This is a genomic window from Helicobacter sp. MIT 14-3879, from assembly GCF_003364125.1.
In genome coordinates this window covers 46,713-72,997 of record NZ_NXLP01000007.1, presented here as the reverse complement: position 1 = coordinate 72,997, position 26,285 = coordinate 46,713, and the positions used below count along the sequence as shown (strand labels likewise).

The window sequence follows — 26,285 nt, the reverse complement described above, 5'->3', positions numbered from 1 at the left end:
CTTATATCTTTCTTTTATATATGTATTTAATAAATATTAACGCAATACTAATATTAATAACAGAATCTGCTAGATTAAATACTGCAAAATTAAATCCATAATGCCAATATATATAATCTACCACGCCATTATGGATAAACCTATCTATTAAATTACTAAAACCAGAACCTATAATTAAAGCAAATGGAATGTAATATTCATCAAAAAATTCTTTATTTTTAATAATAACTATAAATACAATAAATAGCATTACTAAAATAATCCATTTTAAATATTCACTAGCAAAGCTTAATAATGAAAATGCTACACCTTTATTAAATACTAAAATTATATCAATAAATTTTGTTTCAAATATTGGATTTGATTTTTCTGCAGCCTGTATAATATATAATTTCACTATTTGGTCTATTGATATTGCAATTATGCAAATTAAAAAAAAGATTATTTTATTAGATTTTTTATTTAAAATTTCTAGCATTTTATCTCTTTTTTAAAAAACTCCTCAAGTTCATTCATACTAGATTCTAGATTTTTTTTATCTTTACCCTCAAGTAAGATTCTTAGTTTGTTTTCAGTGCCAGAATATCTAATAACATATCTAATATCTTGTGGAATTAGTTTTTTATACTTACACTCCATTTCTTCTAATGGCTTTTTAGTTGAGATATTTATGTTTCTTAGAATTTGAGGATAAAGAAAAAAAGGATTTAGAATCTCACTACTTTTTTTATTCATTTTTACCATTAATGAAACAATTTGTAATGCACTTAAAATCCCATCTCCAGTTTTTGCATAATCACTAAATATGATATGCCCACTTTGCTCTCCGCCAAAATTATATGAATGTTTTATCATTGATTCTAATACGAATTTATCTCCTACATTTGAACGAACTAAATTTATTTTATTTTTTATTAAAAATTTTTCTAATGCAATATTACTCATTATTGTAGTTACAATTCCATTATTTTTTAACATTTTTTGTTTTTTTAAATATATTGCTAGAGTGCCTAAGAGTTTATCACCATTGATTACTTTGCCTTTGTTATCTACTACTACAAGCCTATCTGCATCACCATCAAGAGCAAAGCCTATATCTGCATTAGTTTCTAAAACTTTTTTACTTAGCGATTCTGGATGCATTGCACCGCAAGATTCGTTGATGTTATATCCATTTGGTGTATTATTTATAGTTACTACTTCAGCTCCTAATTCACTAAATATAATTGGAGCTACTTTGTATCCTGCGCCATTTGCAGTATCAATTACAATTTTTATATTTTTTAAATTTAAATTCTTTGGAAATGAATTTTTAATATGCACTATATAACGACCTATTACATCATCTATTCTTTTTGAAGAACCAATTTCTTTTTTTGTTTTAAAATGTGCTCTTAATATATCTAGGTTATTATAAATTTTTTCTATTTCTTCTTCTTTATTTTCATCTAATTTATATCCTCTACTATCAAAAAATTTTATACCATTATCATAATATGGATTATGCGATGCACTTATCATTATACCTACATCACATCTCATATCTTCTGTTAAAAATGCAATAGCAGGAGTTGGCATAGGACCTATTTGTATTACATTATAACCTAGTGAAGTAAGGGCAGATACTATTCCATTTTCTATCATATATCCACTTCTTCTAGTGTCTTTACCAATTAAAATTGTATTAGTGTTTTTTTTAAAATAAATTCCAGCAGCAAGTCCTGCACGAATAGCTGTAAAAGGTGTGATATTATTCCCCGCTTCACCTCTAATTCCATCAGTTCCAAAGATTTTCATCCCTTTCCTTTACATATTTGAAGTTCCCTTTAATATAATGATTCTACCCAAAAAATATGTATATTTTTTGAAGAAAAGAATTAGTTTTTTAAAAATAAATATAATAAAATTTATTTTATTTTGTAATTTTGGATTTTATAATGCAGGAATATTATTTTGATTTTTCACTATTAGGAATACTTTGGATTTTTGGTATCAGTGTGGAGGCAATAACTGGAGCTCTTGCTGCAGGAAAATATAAAATGGATTTATTTGGGGTAATGTTTATAGCATTAGTTACTGCCATTGGAGGAGGAAGTATTAGAGATGTTTTACTTGGTCATTTTCCTCTTACTTGGATAAAAAGTCCTCAATATATTATTTTAATATGTATCATTGCTATTTTGACAACTAAGATTCCAAAAACATTAATAAAACTAGAAAAATTATTTTTAAGTCTTGATGCATTAGGTCTAGTAGTATTTAGCATTATTGGTGCAAAAGTTGCTATGGATATGGGGTATGGATTAATTATAGCGATTTCATCAGCTTGTTTTACAGGTATATTTGGTGGGATATTGCGTGATATATTTTGTAATAGAATCCCACTTGTATTTCAAAAAGAAATATATGCTGGTGTTTCAATTATCTCTGCTTTATTTTATTATATTCTTATAGTATTTATGAAAATTGATGAAATAATTGCTACAATAATAGTGCTTATTTTAGGGATAGCTTTAAGACTATTTGCTATTAGATATAAACTAGAATTACCAATATTTTCTTATGATAATATAGATGATTCTAAATAAAGAGGTGAACTTTGTTAATAATATTATTGTTTAGTTTTAGTTTATTGTTTGCAGAAGGAAATATTATAATTTTAGAACCAAAAAATCAATCAATCGAACAAATTAATCAAGGAAAATATTATACAAATGAAGGTTTTAGAGCAGCCTCTTTTGGCTCAAATCATATTGCTAGAGATCTGTTTTATAAAGCTTGTTCTCTTGGCGATGATTTAGGTTGTAGAGCATTTAATGAAATAAATGCACCACTTAGAGTTGAAAAAATTCTAATACAAAAACAGGAATGTGATTTTGGGGATAAAGATGCTTGTTTTAGCCTTTTTAGATATTATTCTTCTCAAAGTATATTAGATTCTTTTAAATCAGATTGGTATTTATCTAAAGCTTGTAGATTAGGTAAAATTGAGGCTTGTAATCTTGAAGTCTCAAAATTTAAGCCATACATACAAAGTAAAGCACATTTATTAGGCAATCAATGCTTTTATAATAATAAAAATGCTTGTTATGAATTAGGTAATATGTATTTATTTGGTATAGAGGTGGTTAAAAATGTAGAATTTGCAAAGGAATTGATTAAAAAATCTTGCGATATTGGCTTAAAGAAAGCCTGCAATGATTATATTAGGATTCTTTCTCTAAATTAATTTTGTTATAAAAATCCTTTTTAAAAAGTTCAAATTTATCTTTTATAATTGCCTCTCTTGCTTCCCTTGTTAATTGTAAATAATAATGTAGATTATGAATACTAGAAAGTCTATTATATAGAATTTCATTTGCTCTAAATAAATGATTTATATATGCAATTGAAAAGTTTTTACAGGTATAGCAATTACAATTTTTATCAATAGGATTAGAATCTTGTTTATATTTTTTACTTTTAATATTCATTCTTCCATATTGAGTAAAAATCGTCCCATTTCTAGCATTTCTAGTTGGCATTACACAATCAAACATATCTATTCCACGAGATATTCCCTCTATTATGTCCTCTGGTGTGCCTACTCCCATCAAATACCTAGGTTTATCTTTTGGCATAAAAGATGTAGTTAATTCTATTGTATCTAGCATTGATTGCTTTTCTTCGCCAACAGCAAGTCCACCTATGGCAAAACCATCAAAAAAAAATCCATTATATTCTATATTAGTTAATTCTTTTGCAGATATTTCCCTAGCTTTAGAATCTATTCCACCTTGAATTATTGCAAATATATTATTATCTTTATGATTATATTTATTTTGTATATGATAATTTAGTGATTGTTTAGCCCATTTTGTAGTTCTTTTTATAGATTCTAATATCCTATCTTTAGTATTTGGAAGTTTTATTAAATCATCTAAAATCATCATTATATCACTATTTAAATTATATTGAATATCTAACACTTTTTGCGGTGTAAAAAAATGCTTACTTCCATCAATGTGGCTTTTAAAAAGAATTCCATCTTCATTTACTTTACCACCTAAACTAAATGCTTGGAATCCACCGCTATCAGTTAAAAAGTTCCCATTAAACTTAGAAAAATTATGTAGCCCACCAAGATTTTTTATTATATTATCATTAGGACGTAAATATAGATGATATGTATTTGCTAAAATTATTCTTGCCCCTAAATTTTTTAAATCACTAAAATCAAGTGCTTTTACACAAGCCTGTGTTCCAACAGGCATAAAAACAGGTGTTAATATAGTGCTATGTTTTAACTCTAATATTCCAGCTCTAGCAGAATTGCTTGTAGATTCTATTCTAAATTTCATATTTTGCCTCTAATTTATATTTTCCACCATTGCTTAAAATTATATTTATTATCCCATATTGGAAATATTTCTCCAATCATTGGTGTAACTAGTCTAAAATTATAGTTATTTTGTGTATGTATTTTATATAGTTCACTTAGTGGCTCATTCCAATCGTGATATGAAATTTTAAATTTTGAATTATGGACAGGCATTAATGTTGAAGTATTTAAATCTTTAGCTGCCTGCAAAGTTTGCTCTGGAAATAAATGGCTATTTGGCCAATTTTTACTATATTGTCCATTTTCTAAAATAGCAAAATCAATATTTGTAAATTTTTTTCCAATATCGCTAAAATGTTTTCCATAGCCACTATCACCACCAAAATATATTTTTTTATTTTTATGAATTAATATAAATGATGCCCAAAGTGTTTTATTAAAATCAAATATACCTCTACTTGAATAATGCCTTGATGTAAGGCAGCGAAATTCAAAATCTTTTTCTAATATAATACTTTCATTCCAATCTAACTCAAGTATATTATTAATTCCCCAATTAGATAGATATTTTCCTATGCCTAATGGACATAATGCCTGTTTTACTTTGTGTTTTATATTTTTAATTGTTTTTTTACTTAAATGATCATAATGATTATGAGTTATTATTAAATAATCAATACTTGGTAAATCATTTGGATAAAAATTATCACTACCTTTAAATGGAGTATTTATAAAAAAAAATGGAGAAGCACTACTTTTAAGTATTGGGTCAATTAATATAGTTTTGTCATCTATCCAAAGCATATATGTTGAATGTCCAAACCACACTAAAGAGTCTGTATATACTTTAGTGTTTAAATCACTTTTAATATTTGGAATTAAATGTGGTTTTTTAGGATTGATAAATATATCATAAAAAATTTTTAATTTATTTATTTTAGGTTTAGTTATAGGCTCAATACTACATACTCTATTATTATAGAAGTTAATTGAACTATTTATACGCTCTTTTGTGTTATTCCTTGACAATCTCATCAACCATAGATATAACAAATTTTGCACTTCTGCTAGCAGATTCCAATAAAAATTCATCAAAACTTATATTTGCATTATTATCAGCACTATCACTAATGGAGCGAATAATACAAAATGGAATATCACATAAACTAGAAACAACAGCTATACTTGCACCTTCCATCTCAACAGCTGAAGCATTAAAATTATCAATAATCCATTGTTTTTTTGCATTATCAAATACAAAGCTATCGCCAGATGCTATTATTCCATACTTTAAGTTTATATTTTGTTTTTTTGCTACTTTTTTTGCTATACAATTTAAGCTTTCATTAGTATTAATATATATCTTACTCTCAGGTATAAAGCCTAGCTTATGTCCAAATGCAGTAATATCAACATCATATTGACAAAGAGAAGTGGCAAGTATAATATCTCCTACTTTTAAATCTTCTCTTAATCCTCCAGCAACACCACTAAATATTACATAATTTGCATTAAAGTGTAAAATCATTGTAGAGCAGGTTAGAGCAGAATGAATTTTACCTATTTTACTATATGCAATGATAATAATAGAATTTTGATATTCTAGTTTATAATAGGTATTTTCTCCAAGGCTAATAGTTTCATATTTTTTGAAATACTCTAGAATAGGAGTAATTTCCTCTTTCATTGCACCTATAATGGCAATTATTTTTTTCATCTTTCTAACTCTTTTAGTTTTTCTATTGTTTCTTTTAAGTTTTGTAAATTACCTATACTATAAGTTGCTTTTGAACTTAAACGTTTGTTTAATCCTTTTAAAACACCGCCATATCCAAATTCTATAAAACAATCAACTTCATCTTGAGTTTTTAAAATAGATTGTTTATATAAAACAGGTTTTGTTAGTTGCATACTTAGAAGTTCTATTGCTTTATTTTTAGAATCATAAGATTCCATAGTAGCATTTGAAATAATTTTAAAATCAAAATTATCAAATAAATATTCTTCTAAAATTAATTTAAAATCATTAACTATTCCCTCTAATAAAGGACAATGACTAGCAATAGACATAGGTAAGATTAAGAATCTTTTTGCACCTAATTTTTTTATTTGTGATTCTATGTTTAATAAATCTTCTTTTTTACCAGCAATAACACTTTGTCCATCACTATTGTAGTTTGCATACCAAATATTTTGATTATTAGCACAAAATTCATTCAATATTTTATCATCTAAGCCAATGACAACAGCCATACCAGCTTCTTTGCCCTCACAAGCTTTTTGCATTAACTTACCTCTTTCAAAAACTAATTTAATAGCATTTTCAAAACTAATAGAATTTGCAACTAGATTTGCACTAATTTCACCTAAAGAGTGTCCAAGTCCAAAACTAGGGAGTATTTTATAATGTTCATTAAAATATTTATATGCTATATAGCTTATCAAGAGTATTGATGGTTGTGTGAATTGTGTATTATTTATATCATCATTTTCATTAAATAGTAAGTTTTTCATATTAACTTTTAAAATTTCACTAGAACATTCAAATAATTCTTTTGCTAGAACAGAATCTTCATAAAAATCTTTTCCCATACCAATAGCTTGGCTTCCTTGACCCGGAAAAATAAATCCAAATTTCATTATTTATCCTTTTAATATTTTTTAGTTATTAGTGGCAACCACAGCTAGAGTTTGTATGATTAGCTCCTCCACAACATCCACTGTGTGAGTTATGAGAACAACCACAACTATGTGAAAACTCTAAAATTTCTTCTTCAGTTGGAAACTTGCTTGCTAGTATTTCTACTTCAAATATAAGAACTTTACCTGCAAGGGGGTGATTATAGTCTATTATTACACTATTTTCACCAATTTCTTCTACTATTACTTGTGCAGTGCTTCCATCTTCACTTTGCCCATAAAGTGTCATCCCCTTTACTAGCTCAATACCACTAAACTGTTCTTTAGAAACTTCTTGTATGAAATCTTTATTTTTTTCACCATAAGCATCCTTTGGATGGATTTCTATTTTAAAGTTTGAGCCTATCTTTTTACCAAGTAGAGCATTCTCAAGGCCAGATATTACTTGATTTTTCCCCATAATAAAGCTAAAAGGTTTATCTTTATTATCATTTTTATCTAAAATATTACCATCATCTTTATTAGTAACTATATAACATATACTAACTAAATGATTATTTTCAACTATCATAATTAATCCTTAATTTTATTTAATTGTTTTTTTGCATCTTTAGCTTCAGAGCTATCTGGGAAACTAGATATTAATGAGTTGTAGAAATTTTTCGCATCATCTTTTTTATTTAACACCCTTAAAGAATTTGCACAATTTAATAATAATCTAGGCATATAGCTAGCTTTATCATCTAATATAGCACTTTCTTTATAATTATAAATTGCATCATTATATTTATTCTGTGCATACGATATATTTCCTAACATATAATAAGATTCTGCTTTTTTATAATTTATCTCTATAAACCAATTATATCTAGCTATTGCTTCATCAAATTTTTTTGAATAAGTAAGACTTTTTGCTTCTTTAAATATAATATTTCTACGAGTCGTATCTTTTTGAAAATCTATTTTATGGGATTGCGTTTCATTAATTTCTGCAATTTTTTTTTCTTTATCTGTTTCTTTTATTTTTTGAATTTGGTTTAATAACTCTTTTATTTGAGATATAGATTCACTCACATCTTTTAGGCTATCTGTTAAAATCTGAATATTTTTTGTATTATTTGAAATTTGTTCTTGTAATTTTTCTAAATCACTTTTATTAGAAAACGAATTTAAATCTATATTGTTTATCTTATTATTTATTTCATTAATATTTACCACTTGACCTTCATAAATACTTTTTATTCCTTCATTTGAGGTTTCTAATTGCTTTATTTTATTTTCAATTTGAAATATCTTATCAGTTTGAGACTCTATCTTTCCTTTTAGATTCTGAATTTCTTTTTTTGTAACACCACTTTGTAATTCAAACGCAGATGGTTCTTCAGCCCATAAAATATGGACGAAGAATATTAAAAAAAATGATATTGCTTTCACAAATGTTTAAAATATTAGTCTATTTAGTAGTTGGTGTTAAAACAAAGTCAACTCTTCTATTTTCTTTCCAACATTGTTTTGTTTTATCAGTACATTTAGGCTTACTTTCTCCATAGCTTACAAGTTCTATTTTATTAGAAGGAACATTGTTGCCAATGAGTGCATCTTTCACAGATGAAGCCCTTTTTAGAGCGAGTGCATAATTATATTCATCACTTCCCCATTCATCTGTATTACCTTCTACTCTTACATTACTTCCACTGTTTATTATTAATTTTGCATTGTTTTTTATAGTATCAATATTTTTATTTCCTTCAACTATAAATTTATCGAATCCAAAATATACTGAATATAATGAATTTGTATTTTCTGTGTTATATTCATTTTCACTTGAATCACCAGACATAGTAGAATTTGTATCACCATTATTTGAATTACTATCTTGGATATCGCCACTTGTTGTACTCTCATCTACTTCTACATCTGATTTTTCGCTACAACCAGAAATTACCATCGCTATCACTAATGAGCCTATAAATAACATTCTTTTCACTGATAGTTTTCCTTTCTTTATTTAAAATTTTAAATGATTATTCTAACTAAATTATCTATATTATGTCAATATTTTACCAATCTATGGCTTGTATTTTTTCATTGGCTAAAGGAAATAAATAACTTTTATTATAATCCAATCTAATAATTCCTAGTGAACTTTCTTCTGAAGTATTTTTTATAAACATAATACTTCCACCATCCCTTGAAAATCTAGGCATTTGATTGATTCCATTTGCAGTTAGTCTTCTAATATAATCGCTTTTTGTAGATATTAAATATAAATTAAAATTATTAGGACCAAATTCATTATCACTTTCTCTACTAGAATAAACGACATATTCATTATGAGCACTTGCAGAGCTATTATTTCTACCGTGATATACTAATTGACTTATTAGTTTGCTTGATAAATCTAAAGAAAAAATATTTGGATATCCCATTCTATCTGATATAAACATTATAGATTTTTCATTATTTATAAAATTAGCACCAACATCAATTCCACTATAATTTGTCAATTTTTGATTTGATTTTTTTTCTATATCATATAAAAATATATCTGTTTGTGCATTTGGTGCCATTGTTAATAGAACCTTTTTTCCACTAGAACTTACATCAGAAATTATTAATAAACCATCACTAGATATAAACTTTTCCATTTTTCCTGTGTATATATTGTATTTTACAAGCGTTGGTTTAGGTAGATATTTTGTAAAAAAAATACTATTTTGTTCTACATCAGCCCATTTTGGAAATATATTTAGTCCATCTCTAATTATTGTATTTTGAAATGTTAATGTATAATCAGCTACTACTATATGGCTTTCTTCAGCTTTAGTGTATTTTGAAAATACTACAAACCTATTCATCCAATCAATAGATGGTGCTTTTATATAATTATTTATATCAATCGCCATTTTATGAGATAAAAATGGGTATCTAACTTCTTGACTTACAGAATATTTTTTAGATAGAACTGCTTGTTTTATATTTATATCATATAGTATTATATTTGATATAACCTCTTTATTATTTACAGAGCTTTCTAATTTTATTACTAAATTTATATTATTTTTTAAATAGTATTCATAATCAATATCTTTGCTTCCATTATTATTTTCTACAACATTAAAATGCCCACTTACTTTTAAATCAGCTATCAACATTTTATAGATTTTACTGCTTAATAATACATCATTTTTATTTGCATTTAGGTTTTCAATAGTTATTGTTGGCAACTTGTTGGTATCCTTAATTATTTCAACAGTAGCATCAATTGCAAATAAATTAATAGTAAATATAAAATATATTAAAATTTTTTTCATTTAAGCTCCTTTATTCATAAAAATTACTTCAAGGTTACTATCAACATCATTTAGCGTTGGAAATTTATTATTAATCAATTTCTGTAAAGAATCTTCTAGTTCTTTATCAAATATTTCATTACCAGATTTTTTTTTGATAGTATAGCTAAAATTTCCATCTTTATTAATTTTTATACTTACAATAGATGATAATCTATCATTAAAAGAGCTTTTAATATTCCAATTTTTATATAATAATTCTGTTACTTCTTTACAATAATCATTGTATTTTTCACAAAATTTACTATTGATAGAATCTGAAATTACAATATCTTGATTTAGATTTTCTAAAGTTTGCATTATATTTTCTGTTTTCTCTATGATTTTATCTATATGTTCTTCAGTATTAGTGCTTCCTTTTTTATTAAGTACTATTTTATTTCTATTATCACTTTGTTCTAAATCTTTACTTGGCACTATATCACTAATTTTATTAAATAGTTCTCCCATTCCTAAACCAGGAATAGGGGTATTTGAACCATTATCTTTATTTTTTGCATCACTATCGTTAATTTTCACTTTATTTAAAATCTGTTTATTTTTTTGAGCTTGTTTAACAGAATCTACTTCCTCTATAATATCAATATTTATTGAATTAATTGTGCTTGGATTGTTTATTGAAATAGATATATGATTTATCCCTGCCTTAAATACAAACATCATTATTAATAATAAAAGTACATATAAAAATATAGCAAAAATACCACTTAGCATAAAAACAATATCTACTTGCTTTGACTTATCCATTGGTAATTAAAGATACTTTTAAAAAACCAGCCTCTTTAATGGTTTTTAATATAAATATCACATCTCCATAAATTATATTATTATCAGCCCTAATTCTAACTTCAGTATTTTTATTGTATGATGATGAGAATAAGTTAAAGCTATCTGTAAAATTTTTATAAGAAAATTTAGAATCTTTAACATAAATATTTTTATTTTTATCAATTCTAATTTCAATCATTGGTTCATCAATAACTTTTTGAGTTTTTGAGCCTTTAGGTAGTGTAATATCTTCTTTATAAACTATTGTTGGTGTAGTTACCATTAAAATGGCAAGCAATACTAACATAATATCCACTAAAGGCGTTATATTTAAATCGGGTTTTTCATCTAAGTTAAATTTACTAAAATCTTCCAAAATATATCAACTTTGAGTTAGTTTAATTTTTGAATCATCTTTATTTGAGTTTAAGATAAAGTTTATTTGCATATCCAAGTATGCTCCTAATTCATATACTTTTCTCCTAAGAATTATATAAAATGAATATGCTGGAATAGCAGTTAATATCCCAAATGCAGTTGCAATTAAAGCTTTAGAAATAATAGGGGCAATAATATCAAAAGATACTTTACCTTCACCACCTAAGTGATAAAATGCCTCTAATATCTCTACAACAGTTCCAAATAATCCTATAAAAGGTGCAGTAGATGATATTATACTAAGCATTGATAAACCAATAGAGGCTTTCTTGATTGCTTCTATTTTATAAGCATTTAATAAGTCTATACTTGATATTTTGTTAGAGGTTAGTATTTTATAAAAGATAGATTTTAACATTGGGGTATGACTGTTTGCAATCAATTCTAGAGCATCTCTTTCTATACTAACATTATCACTTATTTTTAAAAATCTCCAAATAAAAATCCAAATATTTATAATAAAATATACAGAAAGCCACACTAAAACAAGCCAAGTTATTGGACCTATATCAGATAAAAAATCACTCAAATTTAATCCCTATAATAGTTGTTTTGCATTTGTTTCTATTTTAGATAGAATAGAAGATAATACAACTTTATCACTAGCAGCCTCTTCAAGTAACGATTTAGCATCACCAATGGCTTTTGAAATTTCACTATCTGAATTTCCATGTATTGCTACTGCACCATTTGCTATAATATCGACTCTTGAAGATGAAACTTCAGCATACCCCCAATTTATAGCTACTAATTCTCTATTTTCATCCTTCTTATATATTTCAATTACTCCAACTTTTAATAATGATAGAAAATCGCAATGTCCAGGTAAAACACCAAATTCTCCTTCAGCCCCCGGAAGATTGACTGATTTAACTTCATCATTAAATATTTCTCCATATGGAGTAACAATGGATAAATTAATATTGCCTGTTTCCATATTCTTAGCCTTTAAGTTTTTGTGCCTTATCTAATACCTCTTGAATATTACCTACCATATAGAATGCTGATTCTGGAATATCATCATATTTACCATCTAATATTCCCTCAAATCCTTCTAGTGTATCTTCTAAAGATACATATTTACCGGGACTTCCTGTAAAGACTTCTGCAACAAAGAATGGCTGAGATAAGAATCTTTCCATTTTTCTAGCTCTATTAACTATTCTCTTATCTTCTTCAGATAATTCATCCATTCCAAGTAATGCAATAATATCTTGCAAGTCTTTATATTTTTGTAAAACTTGCTGAACCCCTATTGCTATTTTATGGTGTTTTTCTCCTACAATATGTGGGTCTAGGATTCTAGATGTTGAACCAAGAGGATCAACTGCTGGATAGATTCCTTTTTCTGCTATTTTCCTATCTAAAACAGTCGTTGCGTCTAAGTGAGCAAAAACCGATGCAGGTGCTGGATCAGTCAAGTCATCAGCTGGAACATAAACAGCTTGAACAGAAGTAATAGAACCTTTCTTTGTAGATGTAATTCTTTCTTGCAATTTACCCATTTCAGTAGCTAATGTTGGCTGATAACCAACTGCAGATGGTATTCTACCCAATAATGCTGACATTTCAGCACCTGATTGTGCAAACCTAAAAATATTATCAATAAACATTAGAACGTCAAGCCCTTTTTCATCTCTAAAATATTCTGCCATTGTAAGACCTGTAAATGCAATTCTATTTCTTGCTCCGGGTGGTTCATTCATTTGTCCATAACATAATGCAACTTTATCTAAAACATTACTTTCTTTCATTTCGTTATAAAGGTCATTTCCCTCTCTTGTTCTTTCACCAACTCCTGCAAATATAGAATAACCATTATGTTTATAAGCAACATTATGTATCAATTCCATAATAATAACTGTCTTTCCAACACCAGCACCACCAAAAAGACCTACTTTACCACCTTTAGAATAAGGAGCCAATAAATCTACTACTTTGATACCTGTTTCAAACATCTCTGTTTTTGTACTTTGGTCTTCAAAAGATGGGGCAGAGCGATGAATTGGTAATTTTATCTTACCCTCTAGTGGTTTACCCTCATCAATTGTATCACCTACAACATTTAGTATTCTACCTAGCACTTCCTCACCTACTGGAACTTCTATCATACTTCCTCTTGCTTTTACCTCTTGACCTCTTCTTAATCCTTCAGTCATATCCATAGCAATAGTCCTTACTCTATTATCACCTAGGTGGGCTGCAACTTCTAAAACCAATTTTTTATCATCTTCTAATATAACATCAATTGCTTCGTATATTTTTGGTAAATACCCATCAAAATCTATATCAACAACTGGTCCCATAACTTGAGAGATAGTTCCATTTAAGTTTTTAGATTCCATTTCTTATTCTCCTTTTATAATTTATTTCATTGCTTCTACACCAGCATTAATTTCCACTAATTCCGTAGTAATAGCTGCCTGTCTTGCCTTATTATGCTTAATTGTTAATTCTCTTACTAATTCAGATGCGTTTTTAGTCGCTGTATCCATAGCTTGCATTCTTGCACTAAGCTCTGCTGCTAACGAGTCTATTAAAGAATAAAACATATTATAATTTATATATTGTTTTGCAAGTTCTTCCAAAATATTTTTTTCATTATCTATTGGTTCTATTAACATTTCTCCCATTTCTCTCTTGCTATTAGTTATCTCATTTAGATCTACCTTAAATGGAAGTATTTCTGTTATTTTAACCTCTTGTGTAAGCATATTTTTAAATCCATTATAAACTATTATAACCTTGTCTGTAACTCCATTTATATAATCATTTACAGCATTCATTATAAATATAGATGCTTGCTCATCACTAGGATTTGATGATAATGTGTCAGATTTGTCGTATAGTTCAATTTCATTAAAGTTGAAATACCTTATGCCTGTCTTTCCTATACCACGAATTCTTATCTTTATATCTTGATTTTTATATTCATTCATTAAACTAACAACAGCTTTTATAGTATTTGAATTAAACGCTCCACAAAGACCTTTATCAGAAGTTACAAAGATAATATCTACCATCTTTACAACTCTATTTTTATCGACAAATAAAATATCATTTTTTTCAAAAATATTTCCACTAGATAATGTTTTTTGGATAATATCATTAAAAACTTCATTTAATTTTCTTGCATAAATTTTTGATCTCTTTGCTGCCTCAACAGCCTTTTTTAATTTAGAATTAGCTACTAGTTTCATTGCTCTAGTAGTTTTTTGTATATTTTTTATACTTGCAATTTCTTTCCTGATTTCTTTTAAACTATTTCCCATAATCAAAACCTTTTATATTACAAAAGTATTTTTAAACTCTTCTAATGCCTGTTTTAGTAATGTTTCTAAATCAGAATCTATTGCTTTTTTGCTAGCTAGTGTTTCAAAAATTTTAGGATATTTAGCTTCTATGAATGGATATAAGTCAGATTCAAATTTTGTTACTTTATTTACAGGTATGTTATCCAAATATCCTTTTGAGCCTGCAAAAATAATTATTATTTGCCTTTCAACAGACAACGGAGAATATGGAGGTTGTTTTAATACTTCTACCATTCTTTGACCTCTTTCTAATTGTCTTCTACTTCCATCATCTAAATCTGATGCAAATTGTGAGAATGCTTGTAGCTCTCTATATTGTGCTAGGTCAAGTCTAAGTGTTCCAGAAACTTGTTTCATAGCTTTTACTTGTGCAGCTCCTCCAACCCTAGATACAGATAATCCTACATTGATAGCGGGTCTAATACCAGAATAAAATAAATCAGTCTCTAAAAATATTTGTCCATCAGTAATGGAAATAACATTTGTTGGGATATACGCAGCAACATCACCTGCTTGTGTTTCAATTATAGGAAGTGCTGTTAATGAACCTGCACCTAATTCATCACTTAACTTTGCTGCTCTTTCTAGAAGCCTAGAGTGTAGATAAAATACATCACCGGGAAATGCTTCACGACCTGGAGGACGTCTTAAGATGAGAGACATTTCTCTAAATGCAACAGCGTGTTTGCTTAAATCATCATAAATAATAAGTGCATGTCTTGAATTATCTCTAAAGTATTCACCCATTGTAACTCCAGAATATGGTGCTAGAAATTGCATAGTAGCAGAATCTGAAGCAGGAGCATTAACTATGATGGTATATTCCATTGCACCGTGTTCTTCTAGTCTTCTTACTACCTGTGCAACTGTTGATTCTTTTTGACCTATTGCTACATAGATACAAATAACATTTTGTCCTTTTTGATTTATAATAGTATCAACAGCAAGTGTAGTTTTACCTGTTTGTCTATCTCCTATAATCAATTCTCTTTGTCCTCTGCCAATTGGAACAAGTGCATCAATAGCTTTTATTCCTGTTTGAAGTGGTTCATGGACAGATTTTCTTGCCATAATTCCTGGTGCTTTTACTTCTATAAATCTATGTTCTTTTGCTTCTATACTACCTTTTCCATCTATTGGTTCACCTAGTGCATTTACAACCCTTCCTACTATTTCATCTCCAACAGGAACGCTCATAAGTGTTTTTAGTCTTTTTACAGAAACACCTTCTTTTATATTTTTACCAGTTCCTAATATAGTAATACCAACACTATTATCTTCAAGATTTAGTGCTAATCCTTTATCACCAGTTTCAAATTCGACCATTTCATAATACATAACATTTTTTAATCCATAAACCCTAGCAACACCATCTGCATAATTGATAACAGTTCCTACTTCATCTATATCAATTTTTAAATCAAAGTTTTCTATTCTTTGTTTAATAATTGAACTTATTTCATCTACTTGAATTTTATTTGACATAATTCCTCCTTTGCTTTAATTAAATGCTTTTAAAATATGATTTTTAATATTATTTGAAAAATTATTTTTCAAAAATGAAGTTTCAATACCAATACCATCAACAAATAACTTTATACCATCTATTTCTGTTCTCTTTTGTGTTACATATAGTGATGTTTTAAGCTTATTTTCCATAGTAGTTTTAATATGTTCTAAATCTTTTGAATCTAACTCAAATGATGATGAAACCATAAGTTCAAATTCATTATTTTGTGATCGAACATGGCTACTTAACTCATCATATATATTTGGAATCTCATTAAGTCTATTTTTTTGACTTAATAATTTTATAAAATTTGATAGCTTTTCATCTTTTATCTCTAAGATTGATAAAATAAAATTAACTTTTCTTTCTCTTGATATAGTTGGAGAATTAATAATACTATTAAAATTTTTATTACTAAAGCAGTTCGACAAAATATTTAAAGATTCTAGTGCTTTATTAATTTCTAATTTGTTTAGTGCATTTACTAATGCTTTTGTATATTTTTTAGAAGATGCAGAATTCATTAGGCAACCTTTTTAGTTATAATATTTATATAATCTTTTTTTTCTAAATCTATATCATTTTTTATTAAAAGCTCATCTAATATCTCATTGATTACAGCTTTTTTTGCCTTTTTTTGCTCAAAAATTAATAATTCTTTATGATTCTTTTTAATTATTTCTATATCATTTTTGCATTGATTTTCTATATTTTTTACTATTATTTCAGATTCTTTTTTTGCATTTAATATTATATCATCAGCTATTTGTTTAGATTTTTCTAAGTCTTTTAATGCTTCTTCTTTTTTTCTTCGAGATTTTGATAGTTTATTCTGAACAGCATCTAGTTGTTCTGCAATTTTATTTTGTCTATCTTTTAGAGCTAATTTTATTTTATTTGCAAGTAGATACCATAAAATAGCTACAAATATTGCAAAATTTATTGTCCTTTCAATTATATCAGTGTTATTTATGTTAATTTCAGCACCAGCTCCAAATAAAAATAATGGTAATAGAAATGGCAAGAAAGCTATTTTTATTAATTTAATATTCATAATCTTTAAGCCTCCTAAATTTGCTTTAACTTTTTTGATATGGTTTTTTGAAGCTCTGGTATCTCTAAAAGAAGAGATTTTTTTAAATCATCTTTTTGAGATTTTAAAGATTCTAAGAATGCCTCTAAATCTTTTTTGTTATCATCTTTTAACTTCTGTATATTTTTTTCATATTCTAATTTTGCCTGAGTAATTGCTTTTTCTTTTATTAGGATGGCTTCTTGTTTAGCTTTGTCTAAGGTAGCATTAATTTCATTTTGTATATTTTCTATGCTATTATCGTTATTACTTGCATTTTCTAAGTCATTGTTTATCATATCATTTCTAGAATCCATAAAGTTTAATATAGGTTCATAAAGCCATTTATTTAAAATAAATATAGACAATATAAATAAAACAAACACTAATAGCATTAGTTCTAAATTGAGACTTATTCCCATTATTTCACCTCCTGAAGTTAAACTTATAATTGATATTGATATACTAACAAATTAATCTTTATTTTTGTTATAAATCCTTAAAATTACTTAAAATTTTTATTAATCTATTTACTTTTTCTTTATTTTCAAATTTAATTATTAGAGAGCTATTATTTATCTTTGCATTAATATTAATTTTTTTAAAGTAATGTGATAGTGTTTCTAACTCATTATCAAAATCGTTAATATTGCTTTTAGTATTAGATGTTTTTAATTTTTTTACTAGATTTTCAGTATCTCTTACTGAAAGTTTTTGTCCTAATATAGAATCTATTACTAATCTTAAATCATTATCATTAAGATTTACTAAAACTTTTGCGTGTCCTTGAGAGATTCTACCTTCAATTAATAGATTTTTAATATCTTTTGGTAGTTTGAGGAGTGCAAGAGTATTTGTTATTTGTGTTCTACTTTTTTGAACTTTTTGTGCTAATTCATCTTGTGTAATATTATAATCTTTTATTAACTGTTCATATGATATTGCTAGATCAATAGGATTTAAATCTTCTCTTTGTATATTTTCAATTAATGCTAGTTCTCTTAATCTATCTAATTTTATATCTTCTACAACTATGGCTTTTATTGATGATAGATTTGCTAATTTCGATGCTCTAAGCCTTCTTTCTCCTGCTATTAAAAAAAAATCATTATTATCTTCATATACTAATATTGGCTGTAATATACCATATTCTTTAATAGAATTTGAAAGTTCAATAATACTAGATTCATTAAATACTTTTCGTGGTTGAAGTGGATTTGGCTTGATTAAATCAATATCAATTTCAACTACTAATTCTGAATTATCGCTCAAGTTTGTCTCATAAGCTTTTTCGATTTCTCCAAATATCGCACCAAGCCCTCGTCCCAAAGCTTTTTTCTTAGCCATTATGCTCCCTGCAATATTGCTTCGGCGAGGTTTTGATATGCAATACTACCATTTGATCGGATATCATATTGCAAGATTGGCTTACCAAAGCTAGGAGATTCTGCTAGTTTAACACTTCTTGGTATAATTAAATTTTCTGAATTTATATTCTTAAACATATATTTATCAAAATGTTGCGATAAATCATATACTACTTGTTTTGCTAAATTATTTTGTGAAGCATACATAGTAGGAAGAAAACCTTTTATAGTTAATGATGGATTAATTTGTTCTTTTAATAATTTAATTGTATTTAATAACTGTGCTAAACCATCTAGTGCAAAAAATTCACATTGTATAGGTATAAGAACAGAATCTGAAGCACTCAAAGCATTCATAGTAAGAGGTCCTAATGCTGGTGGAGAATCCAAAATTATAAAATCATATTCTTCTTTTACTTCTTGAATCTTTTTCTTTAATATTAATTCTCTGCCTTGTGTTTTTTTATTGTAATATTCCTTTTCAAAACCTACTAAACCTATATTTGATGGTGCCAAGAATAAATTTTTTGTGTCAGTTTTTTTAATTATCTGAGATAATTTTTTAGAATCTGTAAGAACATGATATAAATAAAATTCAATATCATTTCTAGATATTCCTAAGCTGGTTGTAGCATTTGATTGCGGATCTGCATCTATTAATAATACTTTTTTATCCTTGTATGATAATGAAGCTGCTAAATTTACAGCCGTTGTTGTTTTACCAACGCCACCCTTTTGATTTGCAATAGTAATTATTTCACATTTCATAATTCAATAGCCTTCAAAATAATTATTCTCTAACATTTCAATTGAGTTATTAAAATATTAAGATTGAGATTTTAACTTTTTTTGTATAAATTAAATCTTAGTAGTAAAAAGTTAATTTTTTAAAAATTAACTTAGTTAATCTTTTGAATCATCTTAGCGGCTTCAACAAACTCACCAATTCCCTTATCCCAAAGCATTCTTGCAATCAATAAAAAGACTATTTTATTATTATCTCTTGCTTTTGTTTGTTTAAAATTTGGATTGAAATGCTTTGTATCAATACCCTCACTATCTAAAATAAATGCTTTATCACTGCTTATGATATTATAGTTTAAGAATTCTTCTTTATCATCATTATTTAAAAACCACACTTTATTAGTATTTTTTAGAGATATTTTATACATTTTACACACTATTATTTTTAATAATCTTTTAAAGATTCCACCATTTGTAAAAACATATCCTAGCCCTGTTATTACAGCAATATTTGGAATCTTAAGAGAGTTTGCTATAAATGAGCCATAAATTACACATTTAATTGTGTAGCTAAATATCATTAGTGGTTTTAAAGTATTTAAAATTTTATTTATTTGATATATTGTTTTTAAATCTTTGATAGGATTCTTGCTTTTACTATCAATAAAAATATTATGTAGTATAAAGCCCTCTTGTTTTAACTTAATGCTTGTATTGTCATAGGGGGCAATTATATGTATCTCATAACCTTCATTTTTTAATGCTTGCAATACTTTTAATCTAAAGTTATACATTCCAAAGCAAGTATTTGATATAAAAGCAATTTTTTTAAACACTTGTGCAGATTGTATATCACATCTTGTAGTATTTTTCAAATTTGTTTTATAAGTGTTAATTGTATGATTTATATCAAACCTAGTTTTAGCAATTTTTATAGAATATTTGCCCATTTTAGATAATAAGTTATTATTATTTTTTAAAAACTCCATAGCTTCTTTTAATGCAATAGCATTTCTTGGTGGAACTAAAATGCCATTTTTGCCAACTAATAAATTTTCTTTTTGTAAATAAGGCTTTTCTACGCATTCTTTACAACCAGAAACATTTGTAGTTATTATAGGCTTACCCATTGCCATTGCCTCTAGCAAACTTCTTGGTAGCCCCTCTTTATAATAACTTGGTAAAACTATACAAGAAGCATTTGCTATTATTTCTCTTACATCTTCTACACTACCTAAATATTTTATTATATTTTCTTTTTCCCAAAGTGAAATTGTCTTAGTATCTATTTTTTGTGGATTATTAATATTGCTTGCCCCTAATAGATAAAATAGCATATCTATGCAGCTTTTTGCTCATTAAAACTATTGTTAAAGTTTAAATAATTAGAGCAAGAATAATTAATGTATAAAATATTATAACTAGGTTCTACCCCCCCCCATCTAAATATATTTTTATATCTAATGCTTTGTAATTTTGAAACAAGTTTTAAGATAATAAAAATTGGAAATCTTGATAAGTTGTTATCTCTCCAGCTTTTAGCACACTCAATATTTGCTTTTATGATATTTTTTATATTTCTATTTGAAATCCCACCAACCTTCATTTTTACAAAAGTTTCATCAATATAAAGACTACTTATATTATTTTTATAAAGGAATCTAAGCATTAGTTCATAATCAGCAGATATTTTATAGTTTATATTAAAATTTCCATATTTATTAAAAACTTCTTTTTTTACATAAAAGCTGGGATGAGCAGGGTGGAATCCAAATTTAAAGGATGCTTTATTATATGACTTTCCTTTTAATTTTCTTATAACTTGAAAATTATTATTGATATAACATATATCTGCATAAATTATTTGGGGTTTTGTAGGTTTTGCAAATCCCCACGCAATAATACTAACTATATTACTATTAGCAAAGAAATCATCAGAATTTAAAAACCCAATAATATCACCACTAGATAAGCTAATGCCTTTATTCATAGCATGATAGATTCCACTATCCTTTTCGCTTACTATTTTAAATGTATATTTTTTATTGTATTTATCTTTATATCTTTGTAATAGCTCTAATGTTCCATCATTGCTTTTATTATCAATGATTATATGTTCAATAAATTTATAATCTTGTGATAAAACAGAATCTAAATTTAATAAAATAGTTTCTTTAGAATTATAGGATGGAGTGATAATACTAATTTTAAGCATTAAATGCACCTAAGTTAGTATTATAAAAGTTTGTTTTATTTAAATAGATATTATTTAGAGTTTGATTTTTCCAAAGCTTAATATATAAACGATAATTCTTATATATGTAAGTGAGCGATTCCAATATTTTAGTGATGCTATGCAAGCACCTAAATAAGAGTAGTTTTTGAGATAATCTAGCGAGTTTGTAAATACTATATCTACCCCCCCCATATTATCTAAATCATAAAATCTTTGTTCTAGTATTATCAATGATTTTAAATTTTTGCTCATTTTTTGTGTAACTTCTTTAGTATATTTATAATTTAATAATTTTTTTTGAACTATTGGCAAAATATTAATAATATAATTAATATCAAATATTCTTTTATTTATATTATTAATATTTTGTGTGCTAGAATTATTATTTAAACAATAAAAATAAAGTTTCTCATTGATACTTAAATAACTTTTAGAAATTGAAGCTATAACAAAGAATTTAAGCATATCTTCTGCCATAGTAATATTTGCTGTAATTGGTTCTAATATTTTATTAACCTTGATTAAAATATTTCTTTTATAACATTTATCCCATAATGTGAATTTTGGAAAATGGTTACTTCTTAAAAAGAAATTATACACAATTTTATTATCTTTAAGAGGTTTTTTACTAAAGCAGGTTGGCAGTATATATCTAATCTTATGTTTTATATTTTCAAGCTTTGTAGAATTTTTATTTCCTAGATAATGAGCTTTAAAGTGTATAATATCAGCCTTATTATTAGATTCCTCTTTATTATGAATTTTACAATAAATCTTCTCACAAGCTTTAAAATCTAAATAATCATCAGCATCTAAGAATAAAACATACTCTCCTTTAATCTTTTTAATTCCCTCTAGTCTTGTTTGAAATGTCCCTAAATTCTTTTTATTATGAATTATTCTTATCCTTAAATCTTTTTTTGCATAATCTCTAGCAATATTTATAGAATTATCACTTCCACAATCATCAATAATTAAAATTTCAATATTTTTAAAATTTTGATTAATGCAAGATTCTATGGCTCTAGCAATGTATTTTTCTACATTATAGGTAGGAATGATGATAGAAAAGAAAGGGTTTTTATTAAAGCCATATATGGCTTTAGAATTGTTTTTTATTAACATCTTCAAGTATTTTACTAGCTATTTCATCAACAGCAATACTAATTTGCTTAGAATGATTTGCTATATCTACATTGTTGGCAGTGATAGTTTCTAATTTATTAACAGTATCGTTTATTTCAGTTATATTATTTGTCTGTTCCTTAATAGATTCTGCCATATCATTTATACTTTGGACTAATATATTTGTATTATCCTCTATCTCTCCTAAGTTTTGTTGAGTTCTCTCTGCTAGTTTTCTCACTTCATCTGCAACTACTGCAAATCCTCTTCCATGCTCTCCTGCTCTTGCTGCTTCTATTGCTGCATTTAGAGCTAGGAGGTTTGTTTGATCTGCAATATCTCTTATCATTCCAATGATATTTTTAATATCTTCGCTTTGTTTTATAACTTCTTCTGTTCTTTCGCTTACATTTTGCATAGAATCTGTTATTTGATTAATTGATTTTGTAGTTTGTTTTAAAGATACACTTTGATTATTTGAGCTTTTTGAGAGATTATTTACAGCATCTTCTAATTCTTTACTTTTATTTTCTAACTCCTTTGCAAAAGAGCTAGAAGTATTTAGCATTTCCCTAATAACTTTTCCTAAAGTGTTTGTAACAACCTCAACCCTACCTTTTGCATTTTCAATTTCTGTTGTAAAATTTAAATTTGTATATGAATTAAATACTTTTGCAATTTTATTTGTATCACTACCAATTTTATATTCTAAGGTATCTAGCATATTATTTAATACATTCTTTAATTCTTTTAATTTAGGATTATATGGCTCTTTTGTAATTCTTGCAGTTAGATTGCCATATTCTATTGCCTTTGCTGTTTCTACGGATTGTTCTACGGCTTTAGCATCTTGCTCTAGGCTTTGTTTAATAATTTTAATATTCTCATTAACCATATGTGCAATTTGACCAAATTCATCATTAGACTTTATGTTAATTTGTTTAACATCATTGTTTTCGTGATTTAAATATTTAAAAAAATCATTTAACCCATTTGTGATATTTTTGATGGGTTTAAGCAATAAATTTGCCATAATATACATTATTATGCTTCCAATAAGGGCAAAAATTCCTCCTACTGCTAATTGAATATAATTTATTTTATCAGATTCACTTTTAAGTTTATTTAGTTCTTCTAGTGAACATAATGTATATTTTGCAAATTGTTTATTATTGGAAGTTTCACATTGAGCTAGTTTTTTTATACCATTATCGATGATTTCAAATGGTTCAAAACTATATTTGTTTTCAGAGGCTTCCCCAATAGTTTTATATAACTCATTTTTCTTTAGAATTATAGATTTATCAGTAGCGGCATAAGGGATATACTTAGAATCTAATACAAAAATACTTCTGTCATTTTTTTCCTTTATATAATCAAAGTTTTCTTGAAACTTATCAAGAAAAACATCTATCCCAATTACGCCTATTAATTTACTATTTTTGTATATTGGCATAGAATAACTAAATGTTGCTTCTCCTGTTATAGAATCAGGATATACTTCAGATTGATACAATCCCTTATTATTAATAGCACCTATATACCAATCTCTTTTATTTGCCATATAATTACTTCCATCATTCCTATACCCCCCCCCTATTATGTCAAAAAGCTTACCATCTTTGTCAGTCTCTCCATTGCTATATATAACCTCTCCACTAGGAAGCCCGATGTAGCTTGAGGATATTCTTGCTGAATTTTTATGTTGCCTCAGCATTTTTCCTATATTTGAAATAACTTTTTCCTTAGTATCCAATGAGGAGCTAGGAATATTATTTATTTCTATATTTAAAGCTTCAAGTGAAGATTGTGCCATATTGTTACCGTTTTGTATAATTAAATTTACTATCCTTAAATTATCTGTTTGTGATTGAATAATATTTTCTAATGAACTACTTTTATTTATTAATGTGTTGGTTATTCTAACTAATACTACAACACAGATTATAATAATAATCGCACATAATGCAATCTTTGTTTTTATATTTAATCTCATTGTTTTCCTTTATATATTAAATATTTAATAAATATTACTTATTTTAAAATCGTATTTTATAATAAAACTTATAATTTTTTATTCATAAATCTCCCCATATATGATGTAAATTTATTATTTTGATACTAAAAGAACACCTATTTGATTAGGTATTTTTTTATATCAAACTCTTATTTTCCTTACATATAAGCATTTTAGAAATATTAACTTTTGAAATAAACTCTATCTTACCCTAAATAAATTTAGAGTATATTTTAATTAAAAGCTAGGTTTTGGAGTATTAGTAGTCTGCGTAGGAAGCATAGGATATAAAATATCTGGCTTTTTACCTGTTAGAGATTCAAAAAATATTGCAATTTTTTTTGAATCTTCATCACTAATTTCATCTCCTAATTGAATATTTGCCATTTCTTTAATAGCATCTTTTATATCCCAATATTGCCCATTATGAAAATATGGCATTGTTTCTAATATATTTCTTAAAGTAGGTGTCTTAACCATACCATCTGCATTACCTTTAAATCCACCTACATTTGCAAACTTATATTCCTTTACTACACCTAGAAGTTGCATTGTTCCACCTAGGTTTATATCATTATGACAAGCAACACATCCCTTATCTATAAATATATTCAATCCTTCTTGTTCATCTTTACTTAGAGCTTTTGTATTACCTCTTAAAAAATCATCATACCTAGAGGGCGTAACTAAAGTTTTTTCAAAAGTAGCAATAGTATCAGCAATTAAATCAAAATCAATTTTTACATTATTACCATAAGCTTTTTTAAACTCTATTACATATTCAGGAATCGAAATGATTTTTTCTATTACTATTTTTGGATTAGCATTCATTTCTGCACTAGATTGTATAGGACCTTTTGCTTGATCTTTTAAGTGAGCACTTCTACCATCCCAAAATTGAGATGAATTAAACACAGAATTATATACTGTTGGTGAATTAATCAACATTGGATTCATAGTCCATTTATTTCCTATGGCTGCTGGAATGTTATCTGTTCCTCCTAATCCTAGATTATGACAAGTATTACAAGAAATTAGGTTTGAACTAGAAATTCTTGGGTCAAAATATAGTTTCTTTCCAAGCTCAATTTGCATTTTACTAATTCCATCTAATCCTGTTAATTTTTCTAGCTCTCTTCCTGTTGGAATTGGTTTTAATCCAGAATCTAGAGCCTTTTTTACAAGCTCATCACCCATAGAAGCAAATAACCCATTAATACATAAAACAATAAAAAATATCTTTTTTTTAATCATTAAACATCCTTAGAATTTTTGATTCTTGAATTATATAGTATTAACAATTTTTTTGATTATCTTATTAATTCTATTTTTTCAACTTTTTGTTCATAAATAATTTTTTTCTTATTCCATTCAGTAATA

The 26,285-nt window shown here is 26.6% G+C and carries 29 protein-coding genes; 2 read left to right on the top strand and 27 right to left on the bottom strand.

The features are described from left to right. Nucleotide 1: 1 nt before the first annotated feature. Nucleotides 2-478: a signal peptidase II gene (gene lspA / locus CQA44_RS05960; RefSeq protein ID WP_115546368.1), complete on the bottom strand. Its 477-nt coding sequence runs from the start codon at nucleotides 476-478 to the stop codon at nucleotides 2-4. Continuing rightward, entirely contained in the window at nucleotides 472-1,797 is a 1,326-nt protein-coding gene (gene glmM / locus CQA44_RS05955; RefSeq protein WP_115546367.1) for a phosphoglucosamine mutase, read from the bottom strand. Before glmM ends, lspA begins: the two co-directional genes overlap by 7 nt. Before the next feature lie 140 nt (nucleotides 1,798-1,937). Between glmM and CQA44_RS05950 the strand changes: the two genes are divergently transcribed. Together CQA44_RS05950 and CQA44_RS05945 are read left to right on the top strand one after the other, a co-directional pair. After that, a complete protein-coding gene (locus CQA44_RS05950; protein ID WP_115546366.1) occupies nucleotides 1,938-2,588 on the top strand; it encodes a trimeric intracellular cation channel family protein in 651 nt (216 codons plus the stop codon). 11 nt (nucleotides 2,589-2,599) lie between these two features. Next, entirely contained in the window at nucleotides 2,600-3,229 is a 630-nt protein-coding gene (locus CQA44_RS05945; RefSeq protein WP_115546365.1) for a sel1 repeat family protein, read from the top strand. Here CQA44_RS05945 and tgt read toward each other — a convergent pair. From tgt to CQA44_RS05820, 25 genes are all read right to left on the bottom strand, one after another. Beyond that, entirely contained in the window at nucleotides 3,207-4,340 is a 1,134-nt protein-coding gene (gene tgt / locus CQA44_RS05940; protein ID WP_115546364.1) for a tRNA guanosine(34) transglycosylase Tgt, read from the bottom strand. The two genes, CQA44_RS05945 and tgt, sit on opposite strands and share 23 nt — an antisense overlap. 14 nt (nucleotides 4,341-4,354) lie before the next feature. Further along, nucleotides 4,355-5,350: an MBL fold metallo-hydrolase gene (locus CQA44_RS05935; protein ID WP_181881801.1), complete on the bottom strand. Its 996-nt coding sequence runs from the start codon at nucleotides 5,348-5,350 to the stop codon at nucleotides 4,355-4,357. Beyond that, nucleotides 5,337-6,038 carry a 5'-methylthioadenosine/adenosylhomocysteine nucleosidase gene (locus CQA44_RS05930; protein ID WP_115546362.1) on the bottom strand — a complete coding sequence of 234 codons (702 nt, stop codon included), beginning with the start codon at nucleotides 6,036-6,038 and terminating at the stop codon, nucleotides 5,337-5,339. Before CQA44_RS05930 ends, CQA44_RS05935 begins: the two co-directional genes overlap by 14 nt. Further along, complete coding sequence (fabD, locus tag CQA44_RS05925; RefSeq protein WP_115546361.1) at nucleotides 6,035-6,961, bottom strand: ACP S-malonyltransferase; 927 nt, start codon at nucleotides 6,959-6,961, stop codon at nucleotides 6,035-6,037. Before fabD ends, CQA44_RS05930 begins: the two co-directional genes overlap by 4 nt. Nucleotides 6,962-6,989: 28 nt before the next feature. Continuing rightward, the gene (locus tag CQA44_RS05920) at nucleotides 6,990-7,532 is read right to left on the bottom strand and encodes a peptidylprolyl isomerase (protein ID WP_115546360.1); all 543 of its coding nucleotides are present in this window, start codon (nucleotides 7,530-7,532) and stop codon (nucleotides 6,990-6,992) included. Between the two features lie 2 nt (nucleotides 7,533-7,534). Further along, complete coding sequence (locus tag CQA44_RS05915; RefSeq protein WP_115546359.1) at nucleotides 7,535-8,395, bottom strand: tol-pal system YbgF family protein; 861 nt, start codon at nucleotides 8,393-8,395, stop codon at nucleotides 7,535-7,537. A 19-nt stretch (nucleotides 8,396-8,414) separates the two neighbouring features. After that, complete coding sequence (locus tag CQA44_RS05910; RefSeq protein ID WP_258864919.1) at nucleotides 8,415-8,939, bottom strand: OmpA family protein; 525 nt, start codon at nucleotides 8,937-8,939, stop codon at nucleotides 8,415-8,417. Nucleotides 8,940-9,021: 82 nt separating this feature from the next. After that, nucleotides 9,022-10,275 carry a Tol-Pal system protein TolB gene (gene tolB, locus CQA44_RS05905; RefSeq protein ID WP_115546357.1) on the bottom strand — a complete coding sequence of 418 codons (1,254 nt, stop codon included), beginning with the start codon at nucleotides 10,273-10,275 and terminating at the stop codon, nucleotides 9,022-9,024. Next, the gene (locus CQA44_RS05900; RefSeq protein WP_115546356.1) at nucleotides 10,276-11,061 is read right to left on the bottom strand and encodes a TonB C-terminal domain-containing protein; all 786 of its coding nucleotides are present in this window, start codon (nucleotides 11,059-11,061) and stop codon (nucleotides 10,276-10,278) included. Continuing rightward, nucleotides 11,054-11,458: a biopolymer transporter ExbD gene (locus tag CQA44_RS05895; protein ID WP_258864917.1), complete on the bottom strand. Its 405-nt coding sequence runs from the start codon at nucleotides 11,456-11,458 to the stop codon at nucleotides 11,054-11,056. Before CQA44_RS05895 ends, CQA44_RS05900 begins: the two co-directional genes overlap by 8 nt. A gap of 6 nt (nucleotides 11,459-11,464) precedes the next feature. Next, nucleotides 11,465-12,049 carry a MotA/TolQ/ExbB proton channel family protein gene (locus tag CQA44_RS05890; RefSeq protein WP_115546355.1) on the bottom strand — a complete coding sequence of 195 codons (585 nt, stop codon included), beginning with the start codon at nucleotides 12,047-12,049 and terminating at the stop codon, nucleotides 11,465-11,467. Between the two features lie 9 nt (nucleotides 12,050-12,058). Continuing rightward, nucleotides 12,059-12,457: an ATP synthase F1 subunit epsilon gene (gene atpC, locus CQA44_RS05885; RefSeq protein WP_115546354.1), complete on the bottom strand. Its 399-nt coding sequence runs from the start codon at nucleotides 12,455-12,457 to the stop codon at nucleotides 12,059-12,061. A gap of 4 nt (nucleotides 12,458-12,461) precedes the next feature. After that, entirely contained in the window at nucleotides 12,462-13,865 is a 1,404-nt protein-coding gene (gene atpD / locus CQA44_RS05880; RefSeq protein WP_115546353.1) for a F0F1 ATP synthase subunit beta, read from the bottom strand. Between the two features lie 21 nt (nucleotides 13,866-13,886). Next, nucleotides 13,887-14,792, bottom strand: a complete 906-nt coding sequence (gene atpG / locus CQA44_RS05875) for an ATP synthase F1 subunit gamma (RefSeq protein WP_115546352.1) — start codon at nucleotides 14,790-14,792, stop codon at nucleotides 13,887-13,889. A gap of 12 nt (nucleotides 14,793-14,804) precedes the next feature. Then, entirely contained in the window at nucleotides 14,805-16,319 is a 1,515-nt protein-coding gene (gene atpA / locus CQA44_RS05870) for a F0F1 ATP synthase subunit alpha (protein WP_115546351.1), read from the bottom strand. Nucleotides 16,320-16,334: 15 nt separating this feature from the next. Next, the gene (locus CQA44_RS05865; protein ID WP_115546350.1) at nucleotides 16,335-16,868 is read right to left on the bottom strand and encodes a F0F1 ATP synthase subunit delta; all 534 of its coding nucleotides are present in this window, start codon (nucleotides 16,866-16,868) and stop codon (nucleotides 16,335-16,337) included. Continuing rightward, nucleotides 16,868-17,398 carry a F0F1 ATP synthase subunit B gene (locus CQA44_RS05860; RefSeq protein ID WP_115546349.1) on the bottom strand — a complete coding sequence of 177 codons (531 nt, stop codon included), beginning with the start codon at nucleotides 17,396-17,398 and terminating at the stop codon, nucleotides 16,868-16,870. Before CQA44_RS05860 ends, CQA44_RS05865 begins: the two co-directional genes overlap by 1 nt. A gap of 14 nt (nucleotides 17,399-17,412) precedes the next feature. Further along, nucleotides 17,413-17,838 (bottom strand): F0F1 ATP synthase subunit B', encoded by a 426-nt coding sequence (locus CQA44_RS05855; protein ID WP_115546348.1) that lies wholly within the window; start codon nucleotides 17,836-17,838, stop codon nucleotides 17,413-17,415. 67 nt (nucleotides 17,839-17,905) lie between these two features. Beyond that, nucleotides 17,906-18,763, bottom strand: coding sequence for a ParB/RepB/Spo0J family partition protein (locus CQA44_RS05850; protein WP_115546347.1), 858 nt, complete (start codon nucleotides 18,761-18,763; stop codon nucleotides 17,906-17,908). Further along, nucleotides 18,763-19,551 carry a ParA family protein gene (locus tag CQA44_RS05845; protein ID WP_115546346.1) on the bottom strand — a complete coding sequence of 263 codons (789 nt, stop codon included), beginning with the start codon at nucleotides 19,549-19,551 and terminating at the stop codon, nucleotides 18,763-18,765. Before CQA44_RS05845 ends, CQA44_RS05850 begins: the two co-directional genes overlap by 1 nt. Nucleotides 19,552-19,682: 131 nt before the next feature. Beyond that, nucleotides 19,683-20,864 carry a glycosyltransferase gene (locus tag CQA44_RS05840; RefSeq protein ID WP_115546345.1) on the bottom strand — a complete coding sequence of 394 codons (1,182 nt, stop codon included), beginning with the start codon at nucleotides 20,862-20,864 and terminating at the stop codon, nucleotides 19,683-19,685. A 2-nt stretch (nucleotides 20,865-20,866) separates the two neighbouring features. Continuing rightward, entirely contained in the window at nucleotides 20,867-21,742 is an 876-nt protein-coding gene (locus tag CQA44_RS05835; protein WP_115546344.1) for a glycosyltransferase family 2 protein, read from the bottom strand. 54 nt (nucleotides 21,743-21,796) lie between these two features. Next, on the bottom strand, nucleotides 21,797-22,888 hold the full coding sequence (locus tag CQA44_RS05830; protein ID WP_115546343.1) for a glycosyltransferase family 2 protein: 1,092 nt from the start codon (nucleotides 22,886-22,888) through the stop codon (nucleotides 21,797-21,799). Next, the gene (locus CQA44_RS05825) at nucleotides 22,866-24,884 is read right to left on the bottom strand and encodes a methyl-accepting chemotaxis protein (protein ID WP_115546342.1); all 2,019 of its coding nucleotides are present in this window, start codon (nucleotides 24,882-24,884) and stop codon (nucleotides 22,866-22,868) included. The genes CQA44_RS05830 and CQA44_RS05825 overlap by 23 nt, the downstream gene beginning before the upstream one ends. A gap of 258 nt (nucleotides 24,885-25,142) precedes the next feature. Next, nucleotides 25,143-26,159 (bottom strand): cytochrome-c peroxidase, encoded by a 1,017-nt coding sequence (locus tag CQA44_RS05820; RefSeq protein WP_115546341.1) that lies wholly within the window; start codon nucleotides 26,157-26,159, stop codon nucleotides 25,143-25,145. Between the last annotated feature and the right edge of the window lie 126 nt (nucleotides 26,160-26,285).

What these genes read in the sequence shown, in the direction of transcription:
- lspA (WP_115546368.1), bottom strand. Translation starts at nt 478, where the DNA reads ATGCTAGAAATTTTAAATAAAAAATCTAATAAAATAATCTTTTTTTTA.
- glmM (WP_115546367.1), bottom strand. Translation starts at nt 1,797, where the DNA reads ATGAAAATCTTTGGAACTGATGGAATTAGAGGTGAAGCGGGGAATAAT.
- CQA44_RS05950 (WP_115546366.1), top strand. Translation starts at nt 1,938, where the DNA reads ATGCAGGAATATTATTTTGATTTTTCACTATTAGGAATACTTTGGATT.
- tgt (WP_115546364.1), bottom strand. Translation starts at nt 4,340, where the DNA reads ATGAAATTTAGAATAGAATCTACAAGCAATTCTGCTAGAGCTGGAATA.
- CQA44_RS05930 (WP_115546362.1), bottom strand. Translation starts at nt 6,038, where the DNA reads ATGAAAAAAATAATTGCCATTATAGGTGCAATGAAAGAGGAAATTACT.
- fabD (WP_115546361.1), bottom strand. Translation starts at nt 6,961, where the DNA reads ATGAAATTTGGATTTATTTTTCCGGGTCAAGGAAGCCAAGCTATTGGT.
- CQA44_RS05920 (WP_115546360.1), bottom strand. Translation starts at nt 7,532, where the DNA reads ATGATAGTTGAAAATAATCATTTAGTTAGTATATGTTATATAGTTACT.
- CQA44_RS05910 (WP_258864919.1), bottom strand. Translation starts at nt 8,939, where the DNA reads ATGTTATTTATAGGCTCATTAGTGATAGCGATGGTAATTTCTGGTTGT.
- tolB (WP_115546357.1), bottom strand. Translation starts at nt 10,275, where the DNA reads ATGAAAAAAATTTTAATATATTTTATATTTACTATTAATTTATTTGCA.
- CQA44_RS05900 (WP_115546356.1), bottom strand. Translation starts at nt 11,061, where the DNA reads ATGGATAAGTCAAAGCAAGTAGATATTGTTTTTATGCTAAGTGGTATT.
- atpC (WP_115546354.1), bottom strand. Translation starts at nt 12,457, where the DNA reads ATGGAAACAGGCAATATTAATTTATCCATTGTTACTCCATATGGAGAA.
- atpD (WP_115546353.1), bottom strand. Translation starts at nt 13,865, where the DNA reads ATGGAATCTAAAAACTTAAATGGAACTATCTCTCAAGTTATGGGACCA.
- atpG (WP_115546352.1), bottom strand. Translation starts at nt 14,792, where the DNA reads ATGGGAAATAGTTTAAAAGAAATCAGGAAAGAAATTGCAAGTATAAAA.
- atpA (WP_115546351.1), bottom strand. Translation starts at nt 16,319, where the DNA reads ATGTCAAATAAAATTCAAGTAGATGAAATAAGTTCAATTATTAAACAA.
- CQA44_RS05865 (WP_115546350.1), bottom strand. Translation starts at nt 16,868, where the DNA reads ATGAATTCTGCATCTTCTAAAAAATATACAAAAGCATTAGTAAATGCA.
- CQA44_RS05860 (WP_115546349.1), bottom strand. Translation starts at nt 17,398, where the DNA reads ATGAATATTAAATTAATAAAAATAGCTTTCTTGCCATTTCTATTACCA.
- CQA44_RS05855 (WP_115546348.1), bottom strand. Translation starts at nt 17,838, where the DNA reads ATGGGAATAAGTCTCAATTTAGAACTAATGCTATTAGTGTTTGTTTTA.
- CQA44_RS05850 (WP_115546347.1), bottom strand. Translation starts at nt 18,763, where the DNA reads ATGGCTAAGAAAAAAGCTTTGGGACGAGGGCTTGGTGCGATATTTGGA.
- CQA44_RS05845 (WP_115546346.1), bottom strand. Translation starts at nt 19,551, where the DNA reads ATGAAATGTGAAATAATTACTATTGCAAATCAAAAGGGTGGCGTTGGT.
- CQA44_RS05840 (WP_115546345.1), bottom strand. Translation starts at nt 20,864, where the DNA reads ATGCTATTTTATCTATTAGGGGCAAGCAATATTAATAATCCACAAAAA.
- CQA44_RS05835 (WP_115546344.1), bottom strand. Translation starts at nt 21,742, where the DNA reads ATGCTTAAAATTAGTATTATCACTCCATCCTATAATTCTAAAGAAACT.
- CQA44_RS05830 (WP_115546343.1), bottom strand. Translation starts at nt 22,888, where the DNA reads ATGTTAATAAAAAACAATTCTAAAGCCATATATGGCTTTAATAAAAAC.
- CQA44_RS05825 (WP_115546342.1), bottom strand. Translation starts at nt 24,884, where the DNA reads ATGAGATTAAATATAAAAACAAAGATTGCATTATGTGCGATTATTATT.
- CQA44_RS05820 (WP_115546341.1), bottom strand. Translation starts at nt 26,159, where the DNA reads ATGATTAAAAAAAAGATATTTTTTATTGTTTTATGTATTAATGGGTTA.